General features: G+C 37.8%; 27 protein-coding genes, 1 tRNA gene and 3 pseudogenes. 6 read left to right on the top strand and 25 right to left on the bottom strand.

All coding sequences use genetic code 11. From position 1 onward, the window contains the following. Positions 1-13: 13 nt before the first annotated feature. The 8 genes and pseudogenes from MP477_RS15480 to MP477_RS15445 form a co-directional block, all read right to left on the bottom strand. Positions 14-649, bottom strand: coding sequence for an SDR family oxidoreductase (locus MP477_RS15480; RefSeq protein ID WP_257191098.1), 636 nt, complete (start codon positions 647-649; stop codon positions 14-16). A gap of 12 nt (positions 650-661) precedes the next feature. Beyond that, the gene (locus MP477_RS15475) at positions 662-1,525 is read right to left on the bottom strand and encodes an AraC family transcriptional regulator (protein ID WP_257191097.1); all 864 of its coding nucleotides are present in this window, start codon (positions 1,523-1,525) and stop codon (positions 662-664) included. Between the two features lie 309 nt (positions 1,526-1,834). Further along, positions 1,835-2,064 (bottom strand): annotated as a pseudogene (locus MP477_RS22845) (cupin domain-containing protein). Beyond that, positions 2,065-3,018 carry a zinc-binding dehydrogenase gene (locus MP477_RS15465; protein ID WP_257191095.1) on the bottom strand — a complete coding sequence of 318 codons (954 nt, stop codon included), beginning with the start codon at positions 3,016-3,018 and terminating at the stop codon, positions 2,065-2,067. Between the two features lie 7 nt (positions 3,019-3,025). Then, positions 3,026-3,895 carry an SDR family oxidoreductase gene (locus tag MP477_RS15460; RefSeq protein ID WP_257191094.1) on the bottom strand — a complete coding sequence of 290 codons (870 nt, stop codon included), beginning with the start codon at positions 3,893-3,895 and terminating at the stop codon, positions 3,026-3,028. A gap of 30 nt (positions 3,896-3,925) precedes the next feature. Next, on the bottom strand, positions 3,926-4,381 hold the full coding sequence (locus tag MP477_RS15455) for a hypothetical protein (RefSeq protein WP_257191093.1): 456 nt from the start codon (positions 4,379-4,381) through the stop codon (positions 3,926-3,928). A 43-nt stretch (positions 4,382-4,424) separates the two neighbouring features. Further along, positions 4,425-5,234, bottom strand: coding sequence for an AraC family transcriptional regulator (locus MP477_RS15450; RefSeq protein WP_257191092.1), 810 nt, complete (start codon positions 5,232-5,234; stop codon positions 4,425-4,427). 24 nt (positions 5,235-5,258) lie between these two features. Continuing rightward, positions 5,259-5,540, bottom strand: a complete 282-nt coding sequence (locus MP477_RS15445) for a helix-turn-helix domain-containing protein (protein ID WP_257191129.1) — start codon at positions 5,538-5,540, stop codon at positions 5,259-5,261. 188 nt (positions 5,541-5,728) lie between these two features. Here MP477_RS15445 and MP477_RS15440 point away from each other — a divergent pair. Next, positions 5,729-5,983: pseudogene (locus MP477_RS15440) on the top strand (alkene reductase); the annotation flags it as partial. Positions 5,984-6,280: 297 nt separating this feature from the next. Here MP477_RS15440 and MP477_RS15435 read toward each other — a convergent pair. The 6 genes from MP477_RS15435 to holA form a co-directional block, all read right to left on the bottom strand. Next, positions 6,281-6,365 (bottom strand) — tRNA-Ser (locus MP477_RS15435). 226 nt (positions 6,366-6,591) lie between these two features. Beyond that, positions 6,592-6,804, bottom strand: a complete 213-nt coding sequence (locus MP477_RS15430; protein ID WP_230034836.1) for a glyceraldehyde-3-phosphate dehydrogenase — start codon at positions 6,802-6,804, stop codon at positions 6,592-6,594. Positions 6,805-7,019: 215 nt separating this feature from the next. Continuing rightward, complete coding sequence (locus MP477_RS15425) at positions 7,020-7,397, bottom strand: VOC family protein (RefSeq protein ID WP_230034834.1); 378 nt, start codon at positions 7,395-7,397, stop codon at positions 7,020-7,022. A gap of 566 nt (positions 7,398-7,963) precedes the next feature. Continuing rightward, the gene (gene trxB / locus MP477_RS15420; protein ID WP_230034832.1) at positions 7,964-8,905 is read right to left on the bottom strand and encodes a thioredoxin-disulfide reductase; all 942 of its coding nucleotides are present in this window, start codon (positions 8,903-8,905) and stop codon (positions 7,964-7,966) included. A 274-nt stretch (positions 8,906-9,179) separates the two neighbouring features. Then, positions 9,180-10,052 (bottom strand): hypothetical protein, encoded by an 873-nt coding sequence (locus tag MP477_RS15415; protein WP_257191091.1) that lies wholly within the window; start codon positions 10,050-10,052, stop codon positions 9,180-9,182. An 85-nt stretch (positions 10,053-10,137) separates the two neighbouring features. Next, positions 10,138-11,175, bottom strand: coding sequence for a DNA polymerase III subunit delta (gene holA / locus MP477_RS15410; protein WP_257191090.1), 1,038 nt, complete (start codon positions 11,173-11,175; stop codon positions 10,138-10,140). A gap of 7 nt (positions 11,176-11,182) precedes the next feature. Here holA and MP477_RS15405 point away from each other — a divergent pair, with 7 nt between their 5' ends. From MP477_RS15405 to MP477_RS15395, 3 genes are all read left to right on the top strand, one after another. Further along, complete coding sequence (locus MP477_RS15405) at positions 11,183-11,614, top strand: type I restriction enzyme HsdR N-terminal domain-containing protein (protein ID WP_230034826.1); 432 nt, start codon at positions 11,183-11,185, stop codon at positions 11,612-11,614. 138 nt (positions 11,615-11,752) lie between these two features. Further along, positions 11,753-12,364, top strand: coding sequence for an HAD family phosphatase (locus MP477_RS15400; RefSeq protein ID WP_257191089.1), 612 nt, complete (start codon positions 11,753-11,755; stop codon positions 12,362-12,364). 155 nt (positions 12,365-12,519) lie between these two features. Next, positions 12,520-13,263: a dienelactone hydrolase family protein gene (locus MP477_RS15395; RefSeq protein WP_257191088.1), complete on the top strand. Its 744-nt coding sequence runs from the start codon at positions 12,520-12,522 to the stop codon at positions 13,261-13,263. 91 nt (positions 13,264-13,354) lie between these two features. On the opposite strand, the gene MP477_RS15390 is transcribed toward MP477_RS15395, so the two are convergent. The 9 genes and pseudogenes from MP477_RS15390 to MP477_RS15345 all read right to left on the bottom strand — a co-directional run bounded on the left by MP477_RS15390 (position 13,355) and on the right by MP477_RS15345 (position 19,071). After that, positions 13,355-13,735, bottom strand: a complete 381-nt coding sequence (locus MP477_RS15390) for a PEGA domain-containing protein (RefSeq protein WP_230034820.1) — start codon at positions 13,733-13,735, stop codon at positions 13,355-13,357. A 160-nt stretch (positions 13,736-13,895) separates the two neighbouring features. Beyond that, positions 13,896-14,267, bottom strand: a complete 372-nt coding sequence (locus tag MP477_RS15385; RefSeq protein WP_257191087.1) for a cupin domain-containing protein — start codon at positions 14,265-14,267, stop codon at positions 13,896-13,898. Next, the gene (locus MP477_RS15380) at positions 14,264-14,791 is read right to left on the bottom strand and encodes a GNAT family N-acetyltransferase (RefSeq protein WP_257191086.1); all 528 of its coding nucleotides are present in this window, start codon (positions 14,789-14,791) and stop codon (positions 14,264-14,266) included. Before MP477_RS15380 ends, MP477_RS15385 begins: the two co-directional genes overlap by 4 nt. Positions 14,792-14,794: 3 nt before the next feature. Next, positions 14,795-15,397: a DUF2911 domain-containing protein gene (locus tag MP477_RS15375; protein WP_047485699.1), complete on the bottom strand. Its 603-nt coding sequence runs from the start codon at positions 15,395-15,397 to the stop codon at positions 14,795-14,797. A 29-nt stretch (positions 15,398-15,426) separates the two neighbouring features. Then, on the bottom strand, positions 15,427-16,470 hold the full coding sequence (locus tag MP477_RS22750; protein WP_306552769.1) for a bifunctional transcriptional activator/DNA repair enzyme AdaA: 1,044 nt from the start codon (positions 16,468-16,470) through the stop codon (positions 15,427-15,429). Between the two features lie 2 nt (positions 16,471-16,472). Continuing rightward, positions 16,473-17,235: pseudogene (locus MP477_RS15360) on the bottom strand (isocitrate lyase/phosphoenolpyruvate mutase family protein). Positions 17,236-17,393: 158 nt separating this feature from the next. Then, positions 17,394-17,906: a methylated-DNA--[protein]-cysteine S-methyltransferase gene (locus tag MP477_RS15355; protein ID WP_257191085.1), complete on the bottom strand. Its 513-nt coding sequence runs from the start codon at positions 17,904-17,906 to the stop codon at positions 17,394-17,396. A 43-nt stretch (positions 17,907-17,949) separates the two neighbouring features. Next, entirely contained in the window at positions 17,950-18,498 is a 549-nt protein-coding gene (locus MP477_RS15350; RefSeq protein WP_257191084.1) for a DinB family protein, read from the bottom strand. Between the two features lie 54 nt (positions 18,499-18,552). Continuing rightward, the gene (locus MP477_RS15345; protein ID WP_257191083.1) at positions 18,553-19,071 is read right to left on the bottom strand and encodes a Crp/Fnr family transcriptional regulator; all 519 of its coding nucleotides are present in this window, start codon (positions 19,069-19,071) and stop codon (positions 18,553-18,555) included. A 70-nt stretch (positions 19,072-19,141) separates the two neighbouring features. Here MP477_RS15345 and MP477_RS15340 point away from each other — a divergent pair, with 70 nt between their 5' ends. Further along, positions 19,142-19,996, top strand: coding sequence for a hypothetical protein (locus MP477_RS15340; protein ID WP_257191082.1), 855 nt, complete (start codon positions 19,142-19,144; stop codon positions 19,994-19,996). 20 nt (positions 19,997-20,016) lie between these two features. Continuing rightward, complete coding sequence (locus MP477_RS15335; RefSeq protein WP_257191081.1) at positions 20,017-21,039, top strand: hypothetical protein; 1,023 nt, start codon at positions 20,017-20,019, stop codon at positions 21,037-21,039. A 308-nt stretch (positions 21,040-21,347) separates the two neighbouring features. Here MP477_RS15335 and MP477_RS15330 read toward each other — a convergent pair whose 3' ends face one another. Then, positions 21,348-22,406, bottom strand: coding sequence for an alpha/beta hydrolase (locus MP477_RS15330; protein WP_257191080.1), 1,059 nt, complete (start codon positions 22,404-22,406; stop codon positions 21,348-21,350). Continuing rightward, positions 22,390-23,664, bottom strand: a complete 1,275-nt coding sequence (locus MP477_RS15325; protein ID WP_257191079.1) for a PepSY domain-containing protein — start codon at positions 23,662-23,664, stop codon at positions 22,390-22,392. The genes MP477_RS15330 and MP477_RS15325 overlap by 17 nt, the downstream gene beginning before the upstream one ends. Positions 23,665-23,742: the final 78 nt, after the last annotated feature.

Here is a 23,742-nt window from a genome sequence, read left to right as displayed (position 1 = left end):
AAATGAATAGGAACTATAATGTTTCGAATGCTGCTGAAATTGGAGTTTCACCATCCTTCATCAGGATTACTTTCCCGATGGTAGAACTATTTTCAAGAATGGCTACTAAGGTATCAACAACATTTGATATTGAGTTGGGCATCGGTTTTTCGACCTGAAGGGAGATTTTTCCTGTTCCCGGTTCATCCGTTAATGTCCCTGGCTGTAATATGGTATAATCCAGTTGGGTCTGGGTGGAAAGATAGAGGTCTGCATAGTGCTTGGCAATATTGTAGTCGGTAATATTTACCAATCCCGGCTCATTCCAATGTTCCGGCTGTAATGCGAAGACCGAACTGAGCATGATATATCTTTTAATTCCGGCCCTTTCCGCCGCCTGCATTGTTTTTACCGCTCCGTGCAGATCAATCTGCAGAAGGTTTTTGCCTCGTGACCCCGAAACAAAATAAATGGCATCAGCTCCCCTAAAACCTGCTGAGAGTGTTTCAACATCACTCAACAGATCAATGTGGACCAGCATAATATTAGGATGAGCAATAGCTGTCTCTGTTTTTCTAGAGCCTGCCAGCACTTCATAATCCTTATCTGCCAGCTTTTTTACCAGGGCAGAACCCACGCGCCCGTTCGCGCCAATAACCAATACCTTCATGTCAGATCTATTTTAGTTTCGAAAGACGCTTGGCGCCTGTCCGTAATGTTCTTTGAAAATCCTTGAGAAATGCGATACATTCTCAAACCCGAGGGAATAGCAGATGTCAGCGACTGGCATATGCGTAGTCTCCAGGATCTCTTTGGCTTTTTCAAGTCTTTTTTCCCGTATCCAAGTCGCGGGAGTCATGTTATAGATTCCCTGAAAATCCCGCTTAAAACTGGACAGGCTCCTGCCCGAAAGATAGGCCAGTTCCGATAGTGATACCGGTGAAGCATAATGCTGTTCCACCACATGACGGATATCTGCCCGTACGGGCTCATGCAACTGCAGTATTTGTAAAAACATATTGCGGTTTCCCTCAGCAATATCATACAGAAGCTCCATTATTTTCAGGCGTAACTGACCCTGGTGCACAGTCGAATGGTCAAAAAAATAAGGCTTCATGGAATTGGCAAAAGCAACCAGGCATTCGTTCATAGGATAGACACCTGCTTTGACCTCCCCCTCGATCTTCGGAATTTTTATACCGGATGTTGCCAAAAAGGATTTCAAAAGGTCATCCTTTATACTGAACATCAGACTGTCATAGATATTGTCATTATCAGGATTACCAACCTTGTCATATTTCACGAACATTGCTTTCTTTAGAAGGATCATTTCATTCTTTCCAACGTTATATTCCTGCTTTCCATAGGTCAAAGCAACTGTTCCATCTAGCACAATAAGCAGCAGGTGTTCTTCGAGATACATAGTTCCCTTGGCCTCCATGCTGTGAATGCACTGTTCAATGACAGCACAGCCATCGAGCATCAGTACATTCTGCGAAACAGGCCCGCTGATCAGTGATGTTGGAACCTTTACTATTTTTTTCATATGCTACATTAGAACCTATAAGGCAAACATTTATAACACTTGTTTATCTGCATGCCCTTGTTATACAAAAATAAGCAATTTAAATGACGACAATACTTCTTAAAAGTCCATTTATTTTTTCTTTAAAGTCCAAACAGAAACAACTTTCGAGCAAACCGATAATATTTAAAGAAAATAATCTTTTTGAAATTTTTTAAGTGGTTGCTGTTTTTACGGAAAATTCCAGATATAATAGAATTGTCAAGGAGTTCCGGGCAAAAAAGACCGGACAAATGCCCGTCGTTACTTTTCGGAAATAACAATATTAAGCTATTTCACAATGAATTCTTTTCGCGTGGTTTCTACTGCTTCCCAAGTACCGGAAAAACCCGGTTGAAGAATAAAACTATCACCCGCTTTCACCTTAAGGTTTTTCCCGTTGTGGCATCTGAAATAATGGATTCACCGAAGAGAATACGGCAAAATTCCCAGTTGTCCACCGAAAACTTCCATTTCCCTTCTGTGCCTTCCCAAATACCGAAAGTCACGTTGAACTTCATCTATATTTTAATCACAATGCCACTCTCGTTCAAACTCCATGCATTGGTTACCTCTTCCAATGGAAATATTTTCAGGTCAACATATAGTTTACCGGTTGCAGCATATTCGAATATCTCGGGTAAGGAATTCAGCAGGTATCCTGAAAGTTCCTGCTTTGAAATACTACCAATTCCTGATCCCATCAGCACAATATTTTTGCTACGTAGGTTAGCCGAATTTAAATTGATGGCTGGTCCTGCCATTCCGCCTACGGTAATGATTTTTGTTTCTTTTTGAGACGGCAGCATTGACAGGGCTTCCAACAGCATTTCAGAAGGCCTTCCCCACAGATAATCAACAACAATGTCGAAAGGATGGGTACTGTATGCTTCCTTAAAGTCATTAATGACTTGTTCTTCCGGTTGATTGAGCGAAATGATGAGATCGGCACCCAATTCCTTTAATTTTTCAAGGACTTCAGGATTACGTCCTGTTGCAATGATGAAACCTGCATGGTGGAATTTTGCCATTTGCACGGCCATCATTCCCGTAGAACCCGTTGCGCCATTTATCAGTATAATATCGCCGACTTTTATGCTTCCCTTAAGCCGTAATGCGGCATCTGATCCTACCAAAAAATTAGGCAATGCTGCGGCAGTGCAATCATCTAACCCCTCAGGCACAATGACCCAATTGTCTTTTTGCACGATTGCTTTTTTCGCCATCATTCCCGTAATGCCCATGGCATAGATCCGTTGTCCGTTTTCTAATACAGCTACACCGTCCATACCCACAACTGCGGGTAAATTGTCATAGGTCGTATAATGTTTACCGGAAGCTCTCGCCAAATCTAAATGTTTGATCGAAGATGCCTTCACCTTAACTAAAACCTGATCGTTACTTTCCACGATAGGCTCTGCATGCTCTCCATAGAAGGGTATTGTGCCTATTTCTTTTAATATTGCTGCTTTCATTTTATTATTATTTACTGTAAAGTTGGGTCAAAAAATCTTTTGTGGTCGTTGGTCTTCTTCCCAGCAGAAATTCCAGATCTGTTTTTTCAGTTTGAAATTCACCCTTCCTGATCGCTTCGGCAAAGCCTGCAAACATTTCCACATATTCCGCAGGAACATGAGCTTTGGTTAAAGTCTCTTTGTAGATTTCTACCGTAGGGCTGACATACTTCACCTCTTTTCCTGTTATTTTACTTAAATCCAGAGCAATGTCTTTTAAGGATACATTTTCGGTATTGCTGATAGCATACTCTTTACTTTCGTGCTCCTTCGTTGTCATTACATTGGCCATTGCCTCAGCCATCTCTGCACGTAACGCAAATGCGAATTTTGTTTCCCCTGCCGGTAAAAAAATACCGGTTTCTAGCACTTTTTCACCCATTAACATGGGCAATACGTCGAGGTAAAGGTTGTTTCTGAAAATGGTATAATGCAAGCCGCTCGCTTTGATATGCTGCTCTGTATCAATATGCGATTTTGCAATAAACGAAATTGGTGATGACTCCGTTTCATTTTTTCGCTCGAAGCTGGTATAGAAAATATGTTTTACACCGGCTTCCCTGGCTGCATTGACCACATTTTCCTGTTGTTTTGCACGGCTGTCGGTGTCGGAACCGGAAACTAACAATAGTTTTTCGACGCCATCGAAAGCTGCTGTTAGCGAGACATAGTTATCGTACTCGCCAATTCTCAGGTTGATACCTCTATCTTTTAGATCTTCGGCTTTTGCCTCATCCCTAACCAATGCCGCGATTTTGTTTGCCGCAATTCCTTTTTTCAATAGAAAGTCTATGGTAGCCTTTCCAAAATTTCCAGTTGCCCCTGTTATTAATATCATCGTTTATTGTTTAATTATTTTTTTTAATTTCTAATTTTTAACTCTTTTCAGTCTTCCCGACAACTCAAAACCACTTCTTGCGTTCAATCCAATCAGCGTTAGGTTGGTTAGCCCAAGAATAAATTCTACAATCTGTGCTCCCAAAAACACACCATCTATGTTACCGTAATGCGATCGGTAAAACAGGAAGATCGCCAATGACATTAGCCCAATGCCGTTTAGCATCATCAGCTTCATTCTCTTTTTCTTGACCAGTATTATTTTATTTTGGGATTTGCCTGCCAGTTTTGTACCTGTAATATTCAGCGCAGGCATTGCAATAATCATTATCGGCATTGCACAGAGAATGAAAAATTTCACCTCCCTGATAAAGCCTGGGTCAGCCTTGATCTCGGCTATCACTGAAGTTGTAAAAAAGGCTACAATAGTAAGTGCTGCAACAATGGTAGCTGCAACGTGAATTTTGACTAATGACTTTCGTTTCATATTCCTCTGAATTGGTAATACAAAGGAAGTGATAAGTGTAGCCTTAAAATTGTAAAAATCGGAAATTCGGTATGAGCTTGCGAAGCTCGCCGGGGGAATACCCAGTAATTTTTTTCAGGTCATTGATAAAATGTGCCTGGTCAAAATAATGATTATCGAAGGCGATGTCCGTCAAGGATTGGTCGGAATATTTAAGTTGATAGGCAACCTTCTTGATCTTTACGATCTGCAAATATTCCTTGGGCGAACATCCGATATGTTCATAAAAATGATTGCGTAGCGTCCTTTCAGTCGTATTTAACTGGCTTGACAGTTCTTCAATGCTGAGGTTTGTATCTGAGGTTTCGATCAGTTCGACCGCTCTTGTTATCAGCGATAGGTCTCTTACCAGGACATTATCCAGAAATATGTCTTCAATCACATCAAACATCTGTTCCGGGTCTGTACATACATTGATCTTATTTTGAAATTTAACGGCTATATCACCAAACAGATCCTCTGTATTGATGAGCCAGGGCAATTTATGAATGGGCTGTTTGGTAAAATAGGCCAATGCAAAGGGCTTGATGTGGGTTCCCAGTATTTTAACACGATCGGTTGTTGGCAGAATACTGATTTGGGTGGTGGAAACTTTGGTGATAATGATCTTTTCAATAACTGTTTCCTGCGTATTGTGGTTGGTCAAGGAAAAAGGTCTGTCAAAATAGTAGCAAAAAGTGATCCTTGGAAATGGCACAATAAATTCCGTTTTGCCGGAAAGTGCTTCCACAGGAATGTCCATAAAAAAGTAATCCTCAACAATACTTGCTAAGAATGCATTATAGGGCCTCCTTGTAGATATGTATTCATCCATAGCAAATTCCTGGTTGTGCTTCTATCATTTTAATCGACCGATGAAGTGATCATGGCCCGGTGTATCTTGCCTCAATGCGGTAATGACCGGGCGTAGCGTCTTGGTGTGCTCCGTTACGGAATATTTCACTGTTGGAGGAAACGTATCATAAATGGTGCGTTTCACCAGTTTATTCACCTCCAGGTCTTTCAGCTCCTTGGATAGCATCCGGTCGCTGATGCCTTCTACAACACGGGCTATCTCTTTGAACCTGCTATTGCCATCCAGAATGGCAACGATGATGGGTAGCTTCCATGTTCTATTCAGTGCATATAGCGCATCCTTTTTGCCATCAGTTCATTGAGAGGGCAATCTTCCCCGTCATCCGGGGGCAAGCGAAGCTTAATCTTATTTATTCAAATTGGTTATATACTAACTAATAGTATAGCGCTTACTATAGGTTAGCAAATGTACGCTACATTTGTGGTATTAACAAAATAATATATACGATCAAAATGAAAAAGCTTTTACAGCCTTATATGAAAGGAAAATTTAAATTAAAGAACCATATCGTAATGGCTCCCATGACTCGTAGCCGCGCAATAGGCAATATCCCCAACGAGCTATTGGCAGCCTATTACGAACAACGCAGCTCAGCGGGACTGATCGTAACCGAAGGAACCGCTCCAAGTCCGGAAGCATTGGGCTATCCCCGTATCCCCGGCATTTTTTCGCAGGAACAGGTCGCCGGCTGGCAGAAGATCACTGAAGGTTAGTCCGTAGCTGCTTTTCTAACATGATTCAACATTTTTAAGTTAATAAATGTCAAGTTAAAGTACCCTCAAGTCAAGTCGTAAATGTATTTTACATGTTGACTATCAGTATGCTATGTGGTATTCTGCGGCATTTTTTTTCCAAATAAAAATTGCCACGATTTTGCCACAAAAGTTTAGAGTGTTTTTGAAGATTTCGAACGATTTTTCCAAAAACAAAAAGCCTCCAATTATAAAAATTGAAGGCTTTAAAAGCTTTTTCGCACTTTAGAAGATTTATCATTCTCGCGATTGCGGAGAGAGAGGGATTCGAACCCCCGGACCTGTTACAGTCAATAGTTTTCAAGACTATCGCAATCGACCACTCTGCCATCTCTCCTTAAACCCCGGCTATACCGTTGTTTTCAGTGGTGCAAATATAGAACGATTTTTAATTTCTGCAAAACTTTTACCACGCAAATTCTAACAAAAATCAATAAGGAGCTTAAAATCAGGTGAATTATTTTCACTCATTGTGTCCGTAAAACCTCTGTCATTATATTCTACAACTAAAAACGTAGTCTTTAAAAGTCTTCAGGCCTTATTTCGTATAGAGTTTATCCACCCTATTCACCGTCTACGATGGCAATGAAACTATTTTTGATAAAATCCGACGGATATACAAACTGATCTCCATCGTCTCCCTTCACTACAATGGCTGCCTGCTCATCGTTCAGGCATTTATCCAACTGGGCTTTCATTTCATTAAGCCTACCTTCTGCAATCTTAATAGTATACGTCCCTGTGACATGGGTGATTTTTATAATCTTTTTGTCCATATTATTTTTTTAAAGTTTGAAATCCAAATCTAGGTATTTTACTCTACGTGAGAGGTGTTTGTATGTACAAAATCAACATTTCCATTCTGTCATTCTGCAGGAATCTAAACAATTCTATTACTTATTTAATAAAAACAGCATCAAGCTCAAAATCCTAACCAATCAGGCTGGATTCCTAACAAATGACAAATCAGGAAAGTTTGTCTATAAGCAGTCTACTCTCCTGCTGGTTCGAACAATTCAATTTTATTTCCTTCAGGATCCAGGATGTGTACAAATTTTCCATATTCATAGGTGACCACCTCATCCAGAACAGTTACCCCTTCTTTTTTCAGCTCTTCTACCAATGCTTCAATATTTTCCACATGGTAATTGATCATAAATTCTTTTGTTGAAGGCTCAAAATATTGGGTAGACTCTTTAAAAGGACTCCACAGCGTATACCCTTTCTTATCCGAATCCACTTCTTTCCAGTCGAATTTGGTTCCGTAAGGGCTGGTTTCCAATCCCAGATGGGTCTTATACCATTCATTGATTTGTTCCGGCTCTTTACATTTAAAGAAAATTCCTCCGATGGCTGTTACTCTTTTCATTTTTAGTTTTTGTTAAGTTCTTTTAAATGGAATGCAAAATTCATATCGTTTTGTAGTTTCACAAATATATCAATGTTTTATTACCCATTTCATTATTCAATTGATTTTTTGATATTAATCACGAAGTGATTGTTGGAATACGCAAAGGCGCAAAGGTTGTATCTCAGATACAATTGATAATGCTATATTTTTACTGAAAATTTCTGATTTTCTTGCGTCTTACAACCATACATAAAAATTAAAAACTTTGCGCCCTTGCGATTTTCCAACAAAAACATGAACGCTGTATTATATTGTAAACGCTCTATATTAAGAATCCATATGAAAACAAAAAGCGCACCTTCAGGCACGCTTTGTATTTTATAAACTAAATATATTGCTGAAAAATCTTTGATTTTCTTGCGTCTTACAACCATACATAAAAAATTAAAAACTTTGCGTCTTTGCGATTTTCCAACAAAAACATAAACGCTGTATTATATTGTAAACGCTCTATATTAAGAATCCATATGACAAACAAAAAGCGCACCTTCTGGTACGCTTTGTATTTTATAAACTGAATACTATTAATGTAATTCAGCTAAATATTTCTCAGCATCCATTGCAGACATACATCCACTTCCTGCAGCTGTGATAGCCTGTCTGTAGATATGGTCCTGAACATCTCCTGCAGCAAATACTCCCGGAAGATTCGTTCTTGAAGAACCTTTTTCAGTTAAGATATATCCGTTTTCGTCAAGATCTACCTGACCTGCAAAGATATCTGTATTGGGTTTATGACCAATAGCAATGAAAATTCCTTCAACCTCTACTTTAGAAATTTCCTGAGTTTGGTTATTAATGATTACGGCTCTTTCTACCAAGCTGTTCTCTCCTTCTATCCCGATTAACTCATGGTGGAACTTCACTTCGATATTAGGAGTGCTTTCCACTCTGTGGATCATTGCTTTTGAAGCTCTGAAAACATCTTTTCTCACCAATAGGGTTACCTTTCTGCATAATTTAGCCAGATAAGTAGCTTCTTCAGCGGCTGTATCTCCTGCTCCTACTACTACTACATCTTTTCCTCTGTAGAAGAATCCGTCGCATGTAGCACAAGCGGAAACCCCGCCTCCTGCATATTTTTTCTCGTCATCAAGACCTAAATATTTTGCTGTAGCTCCTGTAGAGATAATTACTGTTTTGGCAAGAATTTCTTTGTTTCCTGCATATAATTTGTGAACACCGCCTACTTCCTTAGAAAACTCAGCCTTAGTGATCATTTCATAATGAACTTTGGTATCAAATCTTTCTGCCTGTTTTTGCAGATCCATCATCATTTCAGGACCTGTAATCCCGGCTGGATACCCTGGAAAGTTATCAACTTCTGTAGTGGTTGTTAATTGTCCGCCCGGCTCCAAACCTGTATATAATTCAGGTTTCAAGTCTGCTCTTGCTGCATAGATAGCAGCGGTGAAGCCAGAAGGCCCAGATCCAACGATCACACAATCTAAAATGTTTTGCTCCATAATTTACTTGTTCGAAAAGATTTAATTAAATTAAGACTGCTAATTTCGGAATTTTTATGGTCTTTTTAAAGTTATTTTAATGATACTTGTCAATAACAGATATATCGGCTGTCAATTGATAGTTGATAGTTGATAGTTGATAGTTGATAGTTGATAGTTGATAGTTGATAGTTGATAGTGCAAAATTAAAATACAGAATGTCCGGTATTTATTTAATTAAAAAAATTATTGGTTAAATTTCATTCTCTATTTTTTCAACGTTCTGTTTTCCAACTCACAGTAGCATCCATCTCACCAGTTCTCCACGCTCCACAAGATTCCAGGAATGAGGGTGTTTTTTTCCGTTAGCTCTTATTCCACGGTTTTTGGTTTCTATATATTCTGACTTTTGACTTCCAAGATTGAGTAATGACTCATTAGCTTTTTTAAGCACAAACGCATTAAGATCTTCCCATTTTCTACCTTTATTTTGCTGTTGCCATTCCAGGTCCGGTTCACAGTAGAACCTTGTTTTAATTCCTTTTAAATATTGAATATTTTCAATTGAATTAGACGAAATCAGGTAAGGTAAAGCTGTTTTATATTTCCCTTGATTTTCAGATGGTTTCCCCAGTTCTTTTTCAAAAAGCTCAACCAGAAATTTCCCTTCTTCAGCGGCATCAGCATCTATATTAGCTGAAATATCCTTTTGAGCATTATAATACAGCTGTTCCAGATCAATAGGAGAATCTATTACGAACATCCCTTTGGGCTGAACAGAATTATTATTTTTTATTAAATAACCTGAAAGTAAAAACGCGATATTACCTCCACCGGAAAAACCACCGATGAAAACATTTTTCTTATCAACGTTATGTCGATCCAATATAGAAAGTAAAGTTTCTGAGTATTCTTCTTTTTCAGCTTCCGTTAAAAAGAGCTTCTGATTATAGTCTAAAAGCAGCGTTGTAATTCCATCTTTCTCTATATCTTTCAGGAAGCCTGCTTCCATCTTTGTATGCTCAATATCACAAGGAAAACAAGGAAATAAAACCAGAACCGCTTTTTGATTTTCAGATTTTTTCAATTCATAATGATCTCCTTTTATAAATTGGCCCTCAGCCTTCTTTGCTGTACAGCTTAGGAAAATCACAGATAAAACTATCAAAAAAAGAATTTTTCGCATCAACACCTATATTTTAAAACCTAAAAAAATATCCTGTAAAATTCAAATTCCCCTAATTCGTAAAAATTTAGACTTTCATCTTAATTTTATCTACATTAATGATCTTATACACCAGTTCCTTAATGAGTTCTGCTTCCCCCATATTTACCGCACCAAGACCTTTTCCTTTCATATCAAATTCTCTTAAAATAGAGATCACTCTTGTAGCATGTTTTAAAGGATATAACCTGGCACTTTCCGCATAATCTTTAATAAAATACGGATTAACTCCCATTTGTGAAGCAATAGTTTGCGGGGGCTGCCCAGCCATGGTCTGATAAATAATAACGTTGGAAAAATAGTTATACAGACTGGCAAGCAGCATTACAAAAGGGTTATTCTTAGGGTTTTTTCCCATAAAATGGGCAATTTTAAAGGCTGCATTGGCATTTTTTGTTCCCAAGGCCTTCTGAAGTTCAAAAACATTGTATTCTTTACTGATTCCAATATGGTTTTCAACAATTGTTCCATCCAGTACTTCCCCTTCTTTAAGGATGATCTTTAATTTATTCAGCTCGTTGGCAATTCTGGAAAGATCATTTCCCAGATATTCTGCCAGGAGATGTGAAATATTGGGAGCTGTTTTTATATTAAGTTTTGTGCACTCATCTGCAATCCATTTCGGAAGATTATTTTCCTTTACAGACTCACTAAGGAAAAGAGCTTTGGCTTTATCTAAAGCTTTAGCTGCTTTTTTCCGGCTGTCCAGTTTTTTATGTTTGTGTGCGAAAACCAGTACGGTAGAAGGTACCGGGTTTTCAACATAGGATTCCAGAATTCGGTTTTCGTCTTCATTCAACCTCAGATCCTGTGCTTCTTTAACGATGATCACCTGTTTGTCTCCCATCATCGGAAACTGCCTTGCCAGAGAAAGAACTTCCTGGTAAGAAGTATCTTTTCCATAGGTAACCGTTTGATTGAAAGCTTTTTCATCTTCCTCCAAAAAGTTATGCTCAAGGGCTTTTACAGCAACATCAATAAAGTAGGCTTCTTCTCCGTGGAAAAAATAAATAGGTAAAACTTCTTTATTTTTAATATTTTTGAGGATTAAATCTAATTCTTTCATCTTATTAATGGAACTTCCAAAACTGAATTTTCAGGAAACTTTTGATTTTAAATTCAAGAAAGACAAAGATAAGTTTTTTATTTATGATTTGATTCGTAAAACTTATCTTCTCCTTACTCCTGAAGAATGGGTAAGGCAGCACTGGGTACATTATTATCTCACCGTAAAAGCCTATTCTGCATCAGCCCTTATTACAGAAAAAAAGATCATTTTAAATGGACTTACCAAGAGGATTGACCTTCTTATTACAGAAAAAACAGAGCCTGTCATCCTGATTGAATGTAAAGCTCCGCAAATCAAACTGACAGAAAAAACATTTGAGCAAACAGCCCGGTACAATTCTGTTATTGGAGCCAAAGAAATTATCCTGACCAATGGGCTTCAACACATCAATGCCTATTATGAAGACGGACAGTATCGGTTTTATAAACCAGAGTAGATAAATGCTGCGTAAAAACCATAATATCACTCCCTCCTCACGAATAATACAGTTGTAATCGTGAGAATTCCCCTCCTCTGGAAGGGTGGCAAAAATTCAAAGAATCTTTGACGGAGGTTTACAAAAATATTAATTCATATGAAAATAAAAAACATTATATTCGATTTCGGAGGCGTACTGATGGATTGGAATCCCAGGTATTTCTTCAAAGATTATTTCAATGACGATGAAAAAATGGAATATTTCCTTGAAAACATCGCTCAGGACGAATGGAATATCGAACAGGACCGAGGAAGAAGCCTTTCGGAAGGAACAGAAATCCAGGTGAAGAAATTTCCGGAATGGGAAAAAGAAATCAGAGCGTTTTATGATAACTGGACCGTCATGTTGAAAAGTGATATTCCCCAGAACGTAGAAATTCTGAGAAAGCTTAAAAATACAGACTACCAGCTTTTCGGACTGACCAACTGGTCTGAAGAAACCTTCCCCTACGCATTGGAAAACTATGATTTCTTTCAAATTTTTGAAGGAAAAATTGTCGTTTCCGGAACGGAAAAACTGATTAAACCGGATCCTAAAATATGGTATGTTTTATTGGAAAGATATAATATCCAGGCTGCTGAATCCGTTTTTATTGATGATAATGCAAAGAATATTGAGATGGCAAAAGATCTAGGTTTTATCACTATTCATGTTACCCCGGATACCAATCTGGAACAGGAACTTGCCGGTTTAGGAGTTACCCTATAAGGTCTTCCAAATAAAATATAAATCTCCTCAATTAAGTTATTTTAAGTAAATTAGTTGAGGTTTTTTTATTGACATTGTAAGGAACAAAATAATGAAACAGCCTCATTTGTAATCCGCAATTCTCTATAAGGTATATTATGACTAAATTATAAAATATGGTACGTTCAATCTTATTAACCACATTGATTATGGCTTCAGGAACGCTTTTCAGCCAAAAACTTGCAACCGTTTCCTATCAGGACGGCTCCCAAAAACTGAATGGTTTAATCACGTCCAATGCAGGAAAAAAGCTGCCCGGGGTTTTAATTCTTCCGGCCTGGAAAGGTATTGACGAAGAAGCTAAAATGGCAGCCTTAGAGCTTGAAAAACAGGGATACATTGCTTTCATCGCCGATATTTATGGGGAGGGAAAGATCCCTGCTGACAACGATGCAGCCGCTAAAAGCTCAGGGTATTATAAACAGAATTATAAGGAATATCAAAAACGAATCGGATTAGCACTGGACCAGCTGAAGAAAAACGGAGCTATTTCCGATAAGACAGCGGTGATTGGATATTGTTTTGGAGGAACAGGAGCTTTAGAATCTGCCAGAGGTAATTTACCTGTTGCAGGAGTTGTTTCTATTCATGGAAGTTTGGGAAGAGATCAGACCAGAAAAAATGAAAAGCTAGCGGCTAAAATTCTGGTAGAAAATCCGGCAGATGATAGAAGCGTAACACCCGATGATTATAATAACCTGATCAAAGAAATGAACGAAGGAAATGCCGATTGGCAGATCATCACTTATGCCCATTCAAAACATACTTTCACAGATCCGAAATCTCCGGATTACAATGAAGTGATGGCCAAAAGAGCATGGAATCACACATTGATGTTTTTGAAAGAGATCCTGAAGTAAACCATTAGTTCAACAGAAATAACCTAATACAGTACATATAAAAGGCAAATTCACTCTCGAATTTGCCTTTTGCTATTTTTATTTTAATTCATTAAGGTTTAGCTTCCAGTTCAACGTCATATTTTTTAGGAGAATATTTGGTCAAGGAACCTGTTGCAGCATCAATTCCAATCCCTATAGCTCCACCCAAAAGGATGTTCAGCAAAGTGACCGGGTTAAAAGTCTTCGTTAGTTTTATCTCCTTATTATTAAAACCTTCTTTTTCAAATGTTACGGTTTGCTTACTCAATGATCTTGAGATTTCAGCAGTACATGGGGTCATACATTTCTCCACTCCTTTATGGAATACTTTTGCGCCTTCAGGGCTGGAATTGAAAGTGATTTTATCCTTAGTACCGGTAAACATACTTGCGCATGAAGTGGCAGAAAGGGCAATACCCATCAGTAATACAATTGATAAATTGTTTTTCATATATTTTAAATAGTTATTATTTTTTTAAGTCCGCGAACTTACAAAATAATTAGAGATAACAAGCACTACTATTGTGAAAAATCTAGTATTAACAGGTATTTAAATAAACAAAGCAATCTCAAAATTGAGATTGCTTTGTTAGATTCTAAGTGTTTATATTCTAATCTACTCCTTCCACTTCCCTATTGACCAGTTCCATAGAGAATGCAGGAAGACAAATGGACAGATATTCGCAAGGTTCTGAAAAGGGATTACTGTAACGTATTCTTGCTCCTTTTTCAATAAGAATGCTTTGTCCTTTTTCCAGTTCTACAATTTCACCATCAATTTCAAATTGCTTCTTTCCTGAAATAATATAGGTAAATTCATCAAACTCCGGAGTCTGATGAGGCTCGCTCCACTCTGGAGGTGCCACCATGTGAGCAATGGAAACATTGGAATTTCCGGTTGAGTTCCCCCAGTGCTCTTCAATCAGCTTACCATCTGTAGTAGGAACTATAAATGGCGATTGCTGGATTTTATATTTTTTCATGCCCAATTTTCTTTTTTGATTTCATATACAAAGTTGGTTCTTGTAGGTTCAGCAAAATAGGCAACTTCCTCTTCTGCTATTTTATTACCTCCCAATTTTTCTAATGCTTTTTGTGAGCGGAAATTTTCTTTTCCGATATGGAAATGAACTTTATCTACATATTGGAAAATATAATCCAGCATCAGCTTTTTAACCTGCGGATTAATTCCTTTTCCCCAGGATTTTGTCCCATAGAAAGTATAGCCCACAAAAATATGACTGTCATTTTCATCAAAGTTGTAGTAGCGGCTGCTTCCCAACACATCTCCGGTAGCTTTTTCAATGATTTTAAAAGCTCCACCACTCTCCATAGCACCCAGAAAAAAGTTTTCAAACACGTTTCTCTGGTAACGGTCTTTATTGGGATGCTGCTCCCAGACCTTAGGATCGGAAGCTACTTCATATAAAGATTCAAAATCCCCTTGCTGTAAGGGGATTAATTGAAGTTCTTCATTCTCTAAAACAGGCTGAACAGAAAAATTCATAGTTTAGCTTTTTTTAGTAGAATCTGACTCTATCTTCTTGATTTCCTTTAGTTTATCAGAAATCTTAATTACGGTATCCAGTTTAGAGGGCTTCAATGGAACTTCTGCCTGAGCCATGTCCCATTTGATCACTAAATTTCCTGAGTTTTCATCTGTAGGATTCAGGGTAATTTCAAACCACTCCTGTTTATCTGCTAATTTATTAACAGGTACGGTAACATCTACTACATCCTGTTTAGGGTCGTAAGTGTAAGCGCCCCACTGTTGGAAGTCCTTATTCAAAATTACTTTCCATTCTTTTTCTGTAGGAACAATGAATAATCCGTAAGTTCCTGCCGGAACTGTTTTTCCGCCAAAATTAACGGCCTGTCCGAATGTAATTTTTGTAGACGAGTTAGCTCCCGCTCTCCAAACTTGTCCGTAGGGAACCAGTTCCCCGAAGATCTTACGTCCTTTCACTCCCGGTCTTCCGTAATCTATAGAGATCTTAGACATTGAAAACTGCTGTTCTACCTTCTGACGCGGGCTTGCTGCCGGTACGGAATAATCCTGTGCAAAACTGAATGCTGAAACAGAGATGCAAAGTGCAACTAATAACTTTTTCACGTGTAAATTTTTGTTTAAAATTACGAAAATCAAAACAAAATAGCTTTCTCTAATTCCAATAATTTTTGTTTTCTCCAGATTCCTCCACCATAACCTGTTAGTTGACCATTGCTTCCAATTACACGGTGACAGGGGATGATAATGGATATTTTATTAAAGCCATTGGCGTTGGCTACAGCCCTTACAGACTTAGGATTTCCTAAAATATCGGCCTGTTCCTGATAACTCCTTGTCCTTCCATAAGGAATGGTCTGCAGGATATCCCATACCTGTATCTGAAAGGTGGTTCCCACGGGGGAAAGAGGAACAGTAAATACGGTTCTTTTTCCTTCAAAATATTCGGAAAGTTCTTTTTCCAGGGTCATAAAATGAGGATTTTCCCCTTGTACAATATTGGCATTAAGATGTTTGGAAATACTTTTCAGCTCTGTAGGGAGTGCTTTTCTATCGGAAAACTCCAGAAGGCAGATCCCTTTCTCATCAGCACAGGCGATCATGGTTCCCAGCATGGTTTCAATTCTTTTGAGATCAATAATCTTTTCTATCCTGTTATTTTTAGGAGATACCCCGAAAATATTTTTAAAGCTTTCATTGAAACCGCTAAGACTCTCATATCCTGTTTCAAATGCCACTTCTGTAACCGATTCACCTTGTTGAAGCTTTTTAAATGCGGCATTCAACTTAGACATTCTTTGAAAAGTGTGAAAGGTAATTCCATGATGTTTCAAGAACCACCGGCGAACAGTTGCAGGCTCCAGCCCTCTTTTTACCAGATCATAATCTTTAAGTTTCAATGAGGGATCTTCAGCAATTTCCTGTAACAGTCTTTTTATATGCTCAGGGGTTACATCAGGATTTTCCAGTGGTTTACACACTTTACACGGACGGTATCCTTTTAATATGGCGTCTTTTGTATTGGTAAAAAACTCCACATTTTCAAATTTGGGCTTGCGTGCCGTACAGGTGGGGCGACAGAAAATTCCAGTGGTCTTTACTGCCATCCAGAAGACTCCTTCAAATGAAGAGTCTTTATTAAAAGAAGCTTCATACATTATTTGGTCAGTTATTTCCATGATTAAGCAAAAAGAGTGGCAAAGCTTTTATTGTTCGTAATATTTTCACTCATTATTTCCAGCTGTTGGTAAATGTATCTGTTTAAAAAAGCTCCGGAAGTAATTCTTTTTACCCCTAATTTTTTAAGGACACTAAAATCCGGAAGTCCTGGTACTGCCATAACATTTACAGGAAGCCTGGTAGCGCTTACTACGGTTTTTATATCATTTTCATTACTAATGCATGGTACAAAAACTCCGTCAGCTTTAAGATCTTCGAAGAGCATCACTCTCTTTAAAGTCTTCCAATGCATTTTCCGTTCCCAATAAAAAGGGATCTGTTCTTATATTGATAAAAATGTCACTCCTTCTGTCTTTCAGTGTTGAGAAAATATTCTTCAGTTTTTCTGCAAATACTTCTCTATCCAACAGCAGTCTTCTACCATCCACCACATAGGTATCTTCCAGATTAATTCCTGCAATTCCTATTTCCAGAAGCCTTATTATATTAGATACAATGATCTCTTCTGTATTTCCGTATCCGGATTCAAGATCCACAGATAAAGGAATAGAAACGGATTCTTTGATTCTTTTAATAATATAAAAATACTCTTCGAAGCTCATCTCCTCACCATCCTCGTACCCTAAGCTAAGAGCCACAGCCGAGCTTGAGGTCGCCAGTGCTTTATAGCCCAATTTCTCGTATATCCTGGCACTTTGTACATTCCATACATTGCCTAATAACAAAGGGTCTTCACCCTGATGTAAATCTTTAAAACTGATCATTATTATTTTTCTTCAAATGTATCAATATTGCCAGGCGGTATGCAACCGAAAAATGGACAGGTATTTTTGAAGCACGGAAAATATGTGAATGACTAGTACTAAGCAGGAAATGCCACTACTATTAACCACTTTTATTCTTTATTCTTTATTCTTTATTCTTAAAACAAAATAGCTTTCTCCAGTTCCAATAATTTCTGTTTTCTCCAGATTCCTCCTGCATAGCCTACCAGCTCCCCATTAGAGCCAATCACACGGTGACACGGAATTAAAATGGCAATTTTATTAATACCATTGGCTGTTCCTACTGCACGGATGGCCTTCGGATTTCCTAAAAATTCAGATTGCTGTTTATAGGTTCTTATTTCTCCCATTGGAATTTCACGGAGGAGCTGCCATACTTTTTCCTGAAATTCCGTTCCTGTGATGAATAGTGGAACTTCAAAGTGCAGTCTCTTTCCATCAAAGTATTCTTTAAGCTCTTTCTCCAGCTGTATGAAATGGAAGTGTTCCTTTTCTACTATTTCAGCATTCAGGACTTTTGACAGAGATTTAAACTGCTTTTCAATATTTTTCCGGTCCGTGAATTCAAGTAAACAGATCCCCTGATCTACTGCGCAGGCTATCATTTCTCCAAGCGGAGTTTGTATGGTTTTTTGACAGATGATTTCCATTAGTTTAAAATTACTACTTTTTTAGAATTCATCAATCAATGTTTCAAATGTTCTTCAAAACTTTTCCGGCCTGAATTATATGTCTTTCGTTATGATAAATAACAAATCGAAAGGTATCCCCTAATTTCAGGCTGATCCATTTTGAAATACTGATTCCTGTTTTTGTTTTCTCCAGATCAATATGTCCGGCTTTTTCCAAAAGTTCAAACATCTGTTTTTGCTGCCTGATAAACTCGTCAATAACACTTTTATTCAGCTGACTATGAATGGGATTCATCGCTTTAAGTGTTTTCATCTTATTGATTTTTTCTTTAGGAAGCATCGTTTTAGCAAAATAATTTCCTAAAATACCCGGCTTAAAAGTTAATTGGGAAGAAGTGACAGAGGAAGAAATTTTACGGCTGATTTCCGGAATATAGAATTCTCCATAGCGGTTGAGATGTTCCAGACATTCCAGGACACTCCAGCTATCTGCTGATATCCTGAAATTTAACTCATCTTCAGTTTTCCGTAAGAGCATTTCTGCATACTGAAGATGTTGTTGGGTCTTATTTTTCAATTCATTCAACAATTGTGAAGTTGAAATTTTCATAGTCATTTTTTATGCAAATATCCAGATCGTTGGGTTCTTAAATCTTGATTGAACTCAAGATTTTTTAAGCCTGGATAATGTTTCCGGTGACATCCTGAGATAGTTTGCGATGTATTTATTGGGAATCTCCTGGAACAGCTTGGGGCTTCTTCTTAAAACTCTTTTATAACGTTCCCGCGGAGAATTGATCAGCAGATCTTTTTCTCTTTCCAGCTGTTGCAAAACCAAATCTTCCAGCACCTGTATCCAAAACTTCATATGCTCTCCATCCGACTGAATAACTTCATAAAAATCTTTCTTTGAGGCGAGTTTTACCTTTGTTTTTTTAATCGCCTGAATGTACAGACCGGATGGTTTTCCGGAAAGAAAAGAATCCAGGGAAACGATAATATTACCGGTATATCCGAAACGGATAATCCTTTCTTCATGTTCATCTGTCATAAAGATCCGGACACTTCCGTTCTCTATAAAATAAATGTAGGTATCTGTACTTCCTGCAATTTTCAGGAACTCATTCCTTTTGAATTCTTTCTTTTCCCAATGAAGGCCGCTTTGAAGTAACTTCTCAACCATTTCACAATATTATTTGCTGATCCAAAGATAATGGGTAAATTTAAAGTTTTAACACCAATCACTACTAACGATGCTCAAAAAAACAAATCTTCTATTATTCCTTTTTGCCGGCTATCTTGGCATTCAGGCACAGCAAACTATTCCTTTCAGAATTACGAAATACAATAATATCATTGTAAAGTCCCAGGTTAACAAAAAAGATTCACTGGACCTGATGTTTCAGATTGCGATGAAAGATGGTTCTATTTCTCCGGAACGGCAGAGAAAAGCAGACCATATTATTTTCAATAAAGAAGAAATAAGTGATCATAATACGGTGGATATTGGCTCAGTAACTTTGAAAAACGTTCGCTTTTTTGATAATCAGCTCACAGGCTACGAAGCCGATGGAAAAATCGGGACAGCACTTTTTGAAGGGAAAACCTTTAAAATTGATTATGATAACAGCCAGTTTGTAATCTATGATAAAAACCCTGACCTGACGGGATACCAACCGATTAAGATTACGAAGGATCAGGATGTATTTTATGTGGCCGCTGATAATGTAGTGGATGGCGAAAAACAACAGGAAGCTTATTTTGTCCTTCAGTCCGGATATTCGGGAAGCGTACTCTACAGTAACCAGTTTACCGAGGAGAAAAACCTGGAGAAAAATTTAAAAATAACCGGAGAAAAAAAACTGAGAAATTCCAAATCGGAAAGTTTAGCCATTAAACAGGGAACTCTTCCTTTTTTAAAATTAGGGGATTTTGTTTTCAAAGATATTTCCGTGGCTTTTTTCTCGGGAAATCTTAAAACACAGAATGTAAGCTATTTTGGTGCTGATATGCTGCGCAGATTTATATGGATCTTTGACGCAGACAGAAATACAGCTTATATCAAGCCAAGTAAGTATTATTCAGAACCTTACTACAAAATAAATTAAAACATTACAAATAAAGATTTATGAAGAAGATTAGGATTTTCGCAGCACTTTTATTTTCCCAACTGGCGGTTATCAGCTGCAAGAAGGATGAAAAGAAGCCCACCGAAACAGCAATTACTGCTACTAATGATTCTGTAAAAACTCCAAAAGCAACGGAAGAAAAAATAGATTATAAAAATTTTAATATTTACAGTGTCACTGTAATTTCCTCCGGACAGAAAGATGCGCTGTCAGATATTTTTATTTCTGTATCAGATATTTATAACGATCCCCAACCTATACAGAAAGAGGCTTTAAGCAATCAGAAAAATGTTTCTCCTGAGCAGCTTCAGTATATTGAGCTTGATTCGAAGCACAGAAGTAAAATACTGGACGGGTTTCATCTTACGGAGACTGATTCACTTTACCTTTACAATTATCAATTCAACAAACTGGAAAAACTTCCATTAAACAAGCTCAAAGCAGTTGCTTATTTAGATTTCTATTCCATGGATGGTGAAGAAGTAGATGGTTCTTCATACATGGTAGGGTTTCAGATTGAAGCTCATAAAGAACCGGATATCAGAAATAAATATGAGAATGCTGTTGCCTATTTTGGGAATAAAAACCCTTTTGTTGAGCATAAAATGAAGCCTGTTCAATGGAAGAAAGCGAGCGCGGACATTTCGAAGAAATACTTTACGTCTTCCAGGCTTACACCCGGAGATACCTATCAGGCGAAATATGAGGATCTCACCTATTATCTGCAGGACTATCTTCAGGATGAAATGGTTCAGGAGCGCAAATTGGTAGTAATCAATGACCGCCATGAAAAAACATTTGAAAAAACAATTACTACAGCCGGCGGTGACGGGGCAGAATTTACTCCCCTTAATGGAATCAATACTGATGAGGCCAACAATTCTCAATGGACCGGTTATCTGTTCAAAGGGAAACCTCCTGTAATTTTTGGATTTATTGCACAGTCTTTTGGATGCCCTTCCATTACATTTTTAGATAAAAATCAGAAAGATTTTACAATCAACTGTGATAACAGACATTAGTAATTTACTCAGCAGCATTTATGAGAAATTCTGTCATTACAGCATATTTATCAATTGGAACGGGCTTTAGCCCGTTTTATATTTTATTAATCATCCATCGGCTTTAGCCAAAACTTATTATAATTATCTAATAATGACAAAAGAAGCTGTCTCACAACTAAACGATGTGGGTTGAGAATCATTTAAACGAAAACCCTTCTCATATAGGGGTACAGGAAAATTTCATAAAAAAGGCCGTTTTCACGAGTTGTGAGACGGCCTCTTTTATTTTTACAATTATTTAAACTCAATTCCTTATCCGCCCAGCATTATTTTACATTAGGATAAAGCCTGCTTTTCAGATCTATAAAATACTTTTCAGATTCTTTGAACTCATTACTTTTCATAAATTTAAGCACTACATTCAGATAAGATTCTGATGGTATGAAGTCTGTTCCTGTTTTGTCAGACAGCTTTTTATAGTCTTCTTCCAACAATTCCGGATTTTTGGCAAGCTGCTTAATATCTGTTCTGAAGCCTTTAAATATAAACTTCAGGGCTTCATAATTTGCAGGATAAGAAACGGTACCATGTACTTCTCCTTCAAAAAAACGGTGTTTATAATTCAGCGAACCATTGTTTTCCACTATTATTTTAAACTCTTCTATGGCCTGGGTCATATCGGAGTTCCAGTTTTTCTGCTGTTCCTCATTATCTGCCTGGGATACAAACAGAGACTTCTTCGCCGGAAATTTCTTATGCTTTTCAATATAATATTTAGTTCTGGAGATCAACACCTTATTATCCCACCATAAGCTGGGATCGTTGGCAACATAGGCATTGAAATAATCGGGATGGGTAAGAAAAGTATTAATGGCGAACAGTCCTCCAAAAGAATGCCCTACCAGCAAAGAATACTCCTGAGTTCTGTAATTCTTACTGATAAAAGGTTTCAGTTCTTCCTGCAGGAATTTCACAAAATTCTCACTTCCTCCACTGTCGGCAAAAAGGGTAAGATTAGGGTTTACCGGACTTTTCTTTTGAGCCTTTGTGGGTGTAAGATCTCTTGTGCGTTCTGTATTTTTAATTCCTACCACAATACATTCCGGAATATCAGCATAAGGTGTCCGGGCCAAAAAATCAGTCATCCCGACATAATATTCAAAATTAATTTCACCATCTAAAAGATAGATTACAGGATATTTTGCAGGATTAATTGTGATGTCGTCATAGGTTTTAGGAAGATGAATCCAAACTTCTCTGTTTTCATTTAAAATTTTTGAAAATAAAACCTGCTTCTCTCCCACTATTACTTTTTCCTGGGCATTGGCCTTTGAAGTAAGAATTAAAAATAGGGAAAGGCATAAAAATTTAAACCAGTTGTTCATGATGTTCGTCTTTTGTATGTTGATGAATATTTTTGATTTCCTTTGTCTTTTTCGCTGATTTATTTTTCCTTCCCCACCAGATCAGGAATCCCGTTACCGGAAGGCTTGTACAGATAATTCCGATAACGAAAGTGAAGATTTTCCCAAACATTCCGCCCCAATAGCCGACATGCAGGTCAAAATTCATATGTTCAATCGCTTCATGCATCAGAACCTCTTTCGGATAGATGATTTCATTTCCTGTATATTTATTGATTTCCCTGCTTTTACCGTTTGTAATACTTTTTAAGCCGATAAATTGGGCTGCCACTACATTATAAACAGTCGCTGAGTCATTTCTTGGAACACTCATCCTGATCTGTTTTGCTTCAGGAATTTCTTTAAAATTTCTATCTATAAACGCCGTAAAAGGCAATGCTTTTTTTTCAGGATCAAACTTAGGATCAAATTTTTCAGCAATTTTATGGGCATCAGCTACGCCTCCAAAAACGGTTTGTGTAAGATCTGTAAGCACTTTATAAGCCATAATAAGCCCTGTGATTGTGATAAATACTGCCGGGAGCAATGAATAAAAACCGAATACGTTGTGGAAATCATAATTTTTCCTGCGCCATTTTGTTCCTGATTTTATTTTAAATGCAGTTGTCCTGGTGGTTTTATTCCATTTTTTGGGCCACCAAAGGATAAGCCCACCGATAAGCTGGATAAAAAATATAATAGAAGCTACTCCTACCACCGTTTTCCCGAACTTTCCGGCCAATAGCTGAGCATGGATGTGGGCAACAACATAGAAAAACTCATAGCTCTTTGTTGAGCCCATCACTTTTCCGGTATAAGGATCAAGGTAATGATAGGCAAATACTCCTCTGGGACCACGGCCCTTTCCTTTTGGTTTTCCTGCTTTTTCTGTATTTTTATCTTTAGGAGGTTTGGTGGCAGAAGCCACTCTAAAGCTTCGGTCTGCTTCTTTATAGGTATCAAAATAAAATGCATTGCGGTCCGGAACCTGCTGATGAAATTGGGTAAGGAGTTCTTCAGGAGACTTTTTCTTTGCATCGGCAGGAACCTGAACATATTTGGCACTTCCACCACACAGATCTATAATTTCGTCACAAAAGACGAATACTGTTCCTGAAAGTGTTACAGTCAGTACAATAATTCCGGAAACAAGTCCCAGCCAGAGATGCAGCCAGCCTGTAATCCGTTTGGTCAGGGATTTCCCCTGTTTTTTCTTGGGGTTAGTTTTTTTATTATCCATATCTAAATTATCCGGTTATCTATAACTATAATTGTTGGAAAGCACAAAGGAGCAAGGGATTACCATCCATACTGCTTG

Origin of the sequence: Chryseobacterium sp. WG23, assembly GCF_024586575.1 — a bacterium.
Classification (GTDB): Bacteria; Bacteroidota; Bacteroidia; order Flavobacteriales; family Weeksellaceae; genus Chryseobacterium.
The sequence above is the reverse complement of the archived record's forward strand: the minus strand, read 5'-3'. Positions and strand labels throughout refer to the sequence as shown.

Excerpts from the sequence above, each read along its gene's own strand:
- MP477_RS22750 (WP_306552769.1), bottom strand. The coding sequence starts at position 16,470 with ATGGAAATAACTGACCAAATAATGTATGAAGCTTCTTTTAATAAAGAC.
- MP477_RS15385 (WP_257191087.1), bottom strand. The coding sequence starts at position 14,267 with ATGAAAAAATATAAAATCCAGCAATCGCCATTTATAGTTCCTACTACA.
- MP477_RS15330 (WP_257191080.1), bottom strand. The coding sequence starts at position 22,406 with ATGAACAACTGGTTTAAATTTTTATGCCTTTCCCTATTTTTAATTCTT.
- MP477_RS15460 (WP_257191094.1), bottom strand. The coding sequence starts at position 3,895 with ATGATATTAATAACAGGGGCAACTGGAAATTTTGGAAAGGCTACCATA.
- MP477_RS15455 (WP_257191093.1), bottom strand. The coding sequence starts at position 4,381 with ATGAAACGAAAGTCATTAGTCAAAATTCACGTTGCAGCTACCATTGTT.
- MP477_RS15465 (WP_257191095.1), bottom strand. The coding sequence starts at position 3,018 with ATGAAAGCAGCAATATTAAAAGAAATAGGCACAATACCCTTCTATGGA.
- MP477_RS15350 (WP_257191084.1), bottom strand. The coding sequence starts at position 18,498 with ATGAAAATTTCAACTTCACAATTGTTGAATGAATTGAAAAATAAGACC.
- MP477_RS15475 (WP_257191097.1), bottom strand. The coding sequence starts at position 1,525 with ATGAAAAAAATAGTAAAGGTTCCAACATCACTGATCAGCGGGCCTGTT.
- MP477_RS15480 (WP_257191098.1), bottom strand. The coding sequence starts at position 649 with ATGAAGGTATTGGTTATTGGCGCGAACGGGCGCGTGGGTTCTGCCCTG.
- MP477_RS15405 (WP_230034826.1), top strand. The coding sequence starts at position 11,183 with ATGGAACTTCCAAAACTGAATTTTCAGGAAACTTTTGATTTTAAATTC.
- MP477_RS15380 (WP_257191086.1), bottom strand. The coding sequence starts at position 14,791 with ATGAATTTTTCTGTTCAGCCTGTTTTAGAGAATGAAGAACTTCAATTA.
- MP477_RS15395 (WP_257191088.1), top strand. The coding sequence starts at position 12,520 with ATGGTACGTTCAATCTTATTAACCACATTGATTATGGCTTCAGGAACG.
- trxB (WP_230034832.1), bottom strand. The coding sequence starts at position 8,905 with ATGGAGCAAAACATTTTAGATTGTGTGATCGTTGGATCTGGGCCTTCT.
- MP477_RS15340 (WP_257191082.1), top strand. The coding sequence starts at position 19,142 with ATGCTCAAAAAAACAAATCTTCTATTATTCCTTTTTGCCGGCTATCTT.
- MP477_RS15430 (WP_230034836.1), bottom strand. The coding sequence starts at position 6,804 with ATGGACAAAAAGATTATAAAAATCACCCATGTCACAGGGACGTATACT.
- MP477_RS15355 (WP_257191085.1), bottom strand. The coding sequence starts at position 17,906 with ATGGAAATCATCTGTCAAAAAACCATACAAACTCCGCTTGGAGAAATG.
- MP477_RS15425 (WP_230034834.1), bottom strand. The coding sequence starts at position 7,397 with ATGAAAAGAGTAACAGCCATCGGAGGAATTTTCTTTAAATGTAAAGAG.
- MP477_RS15450 (WP_257191092.1), bottom strand. The coding sequence starts at position 5,234 with ATGGATGAATACATATCTACAAGGAGGCCCTATAATGCATTCTTAGCA.
- MP477_RS15325 (WP_257191079.1), bottom strand. The coding sequence starts at position 23,664 with ATGGATAATAAAAAAACTAACCCCAAGAAAAAACAGGGGAAATCCCTG.
- holA (WP_257191090.1), bottom strand. The coding sequence starts at position 11,175 with ATGAAAGAATTAGATTTAATCCTCAAAAATATTAAAAATAAAGAAGTT.
- MP477_RS15400 (WP_257191089.1), top strand. The coding sequence starts at position 11,753 with ATGAAAATAAAAAACATTATATTCGATTTCGGAGGCGTACTGATGGAT.
- MP477_RS15390 (WP_230034820.1), bottom strand. The coding sequence starts at position 13,735 with ATGAAAAACAATTTATCAATTGTATTACTGATGGGTATTGCCCTTTCT.
- MP477_RS15335 (WP_257191081.1), top strand. The coding sequence starts at position 20,017 with ATGAAGAAGATTAGGATTTTCGCAGCACTTTTATTTTCCCAACTGGCG.
- MP477_RS15345 (WP_257191083.1), bottom strand. The coding sequence starts at position 19,071 with ATGGTTGAGAAGTTACTTCAAAGCGGCCTTCATTGGGAAAAGAAAGAA.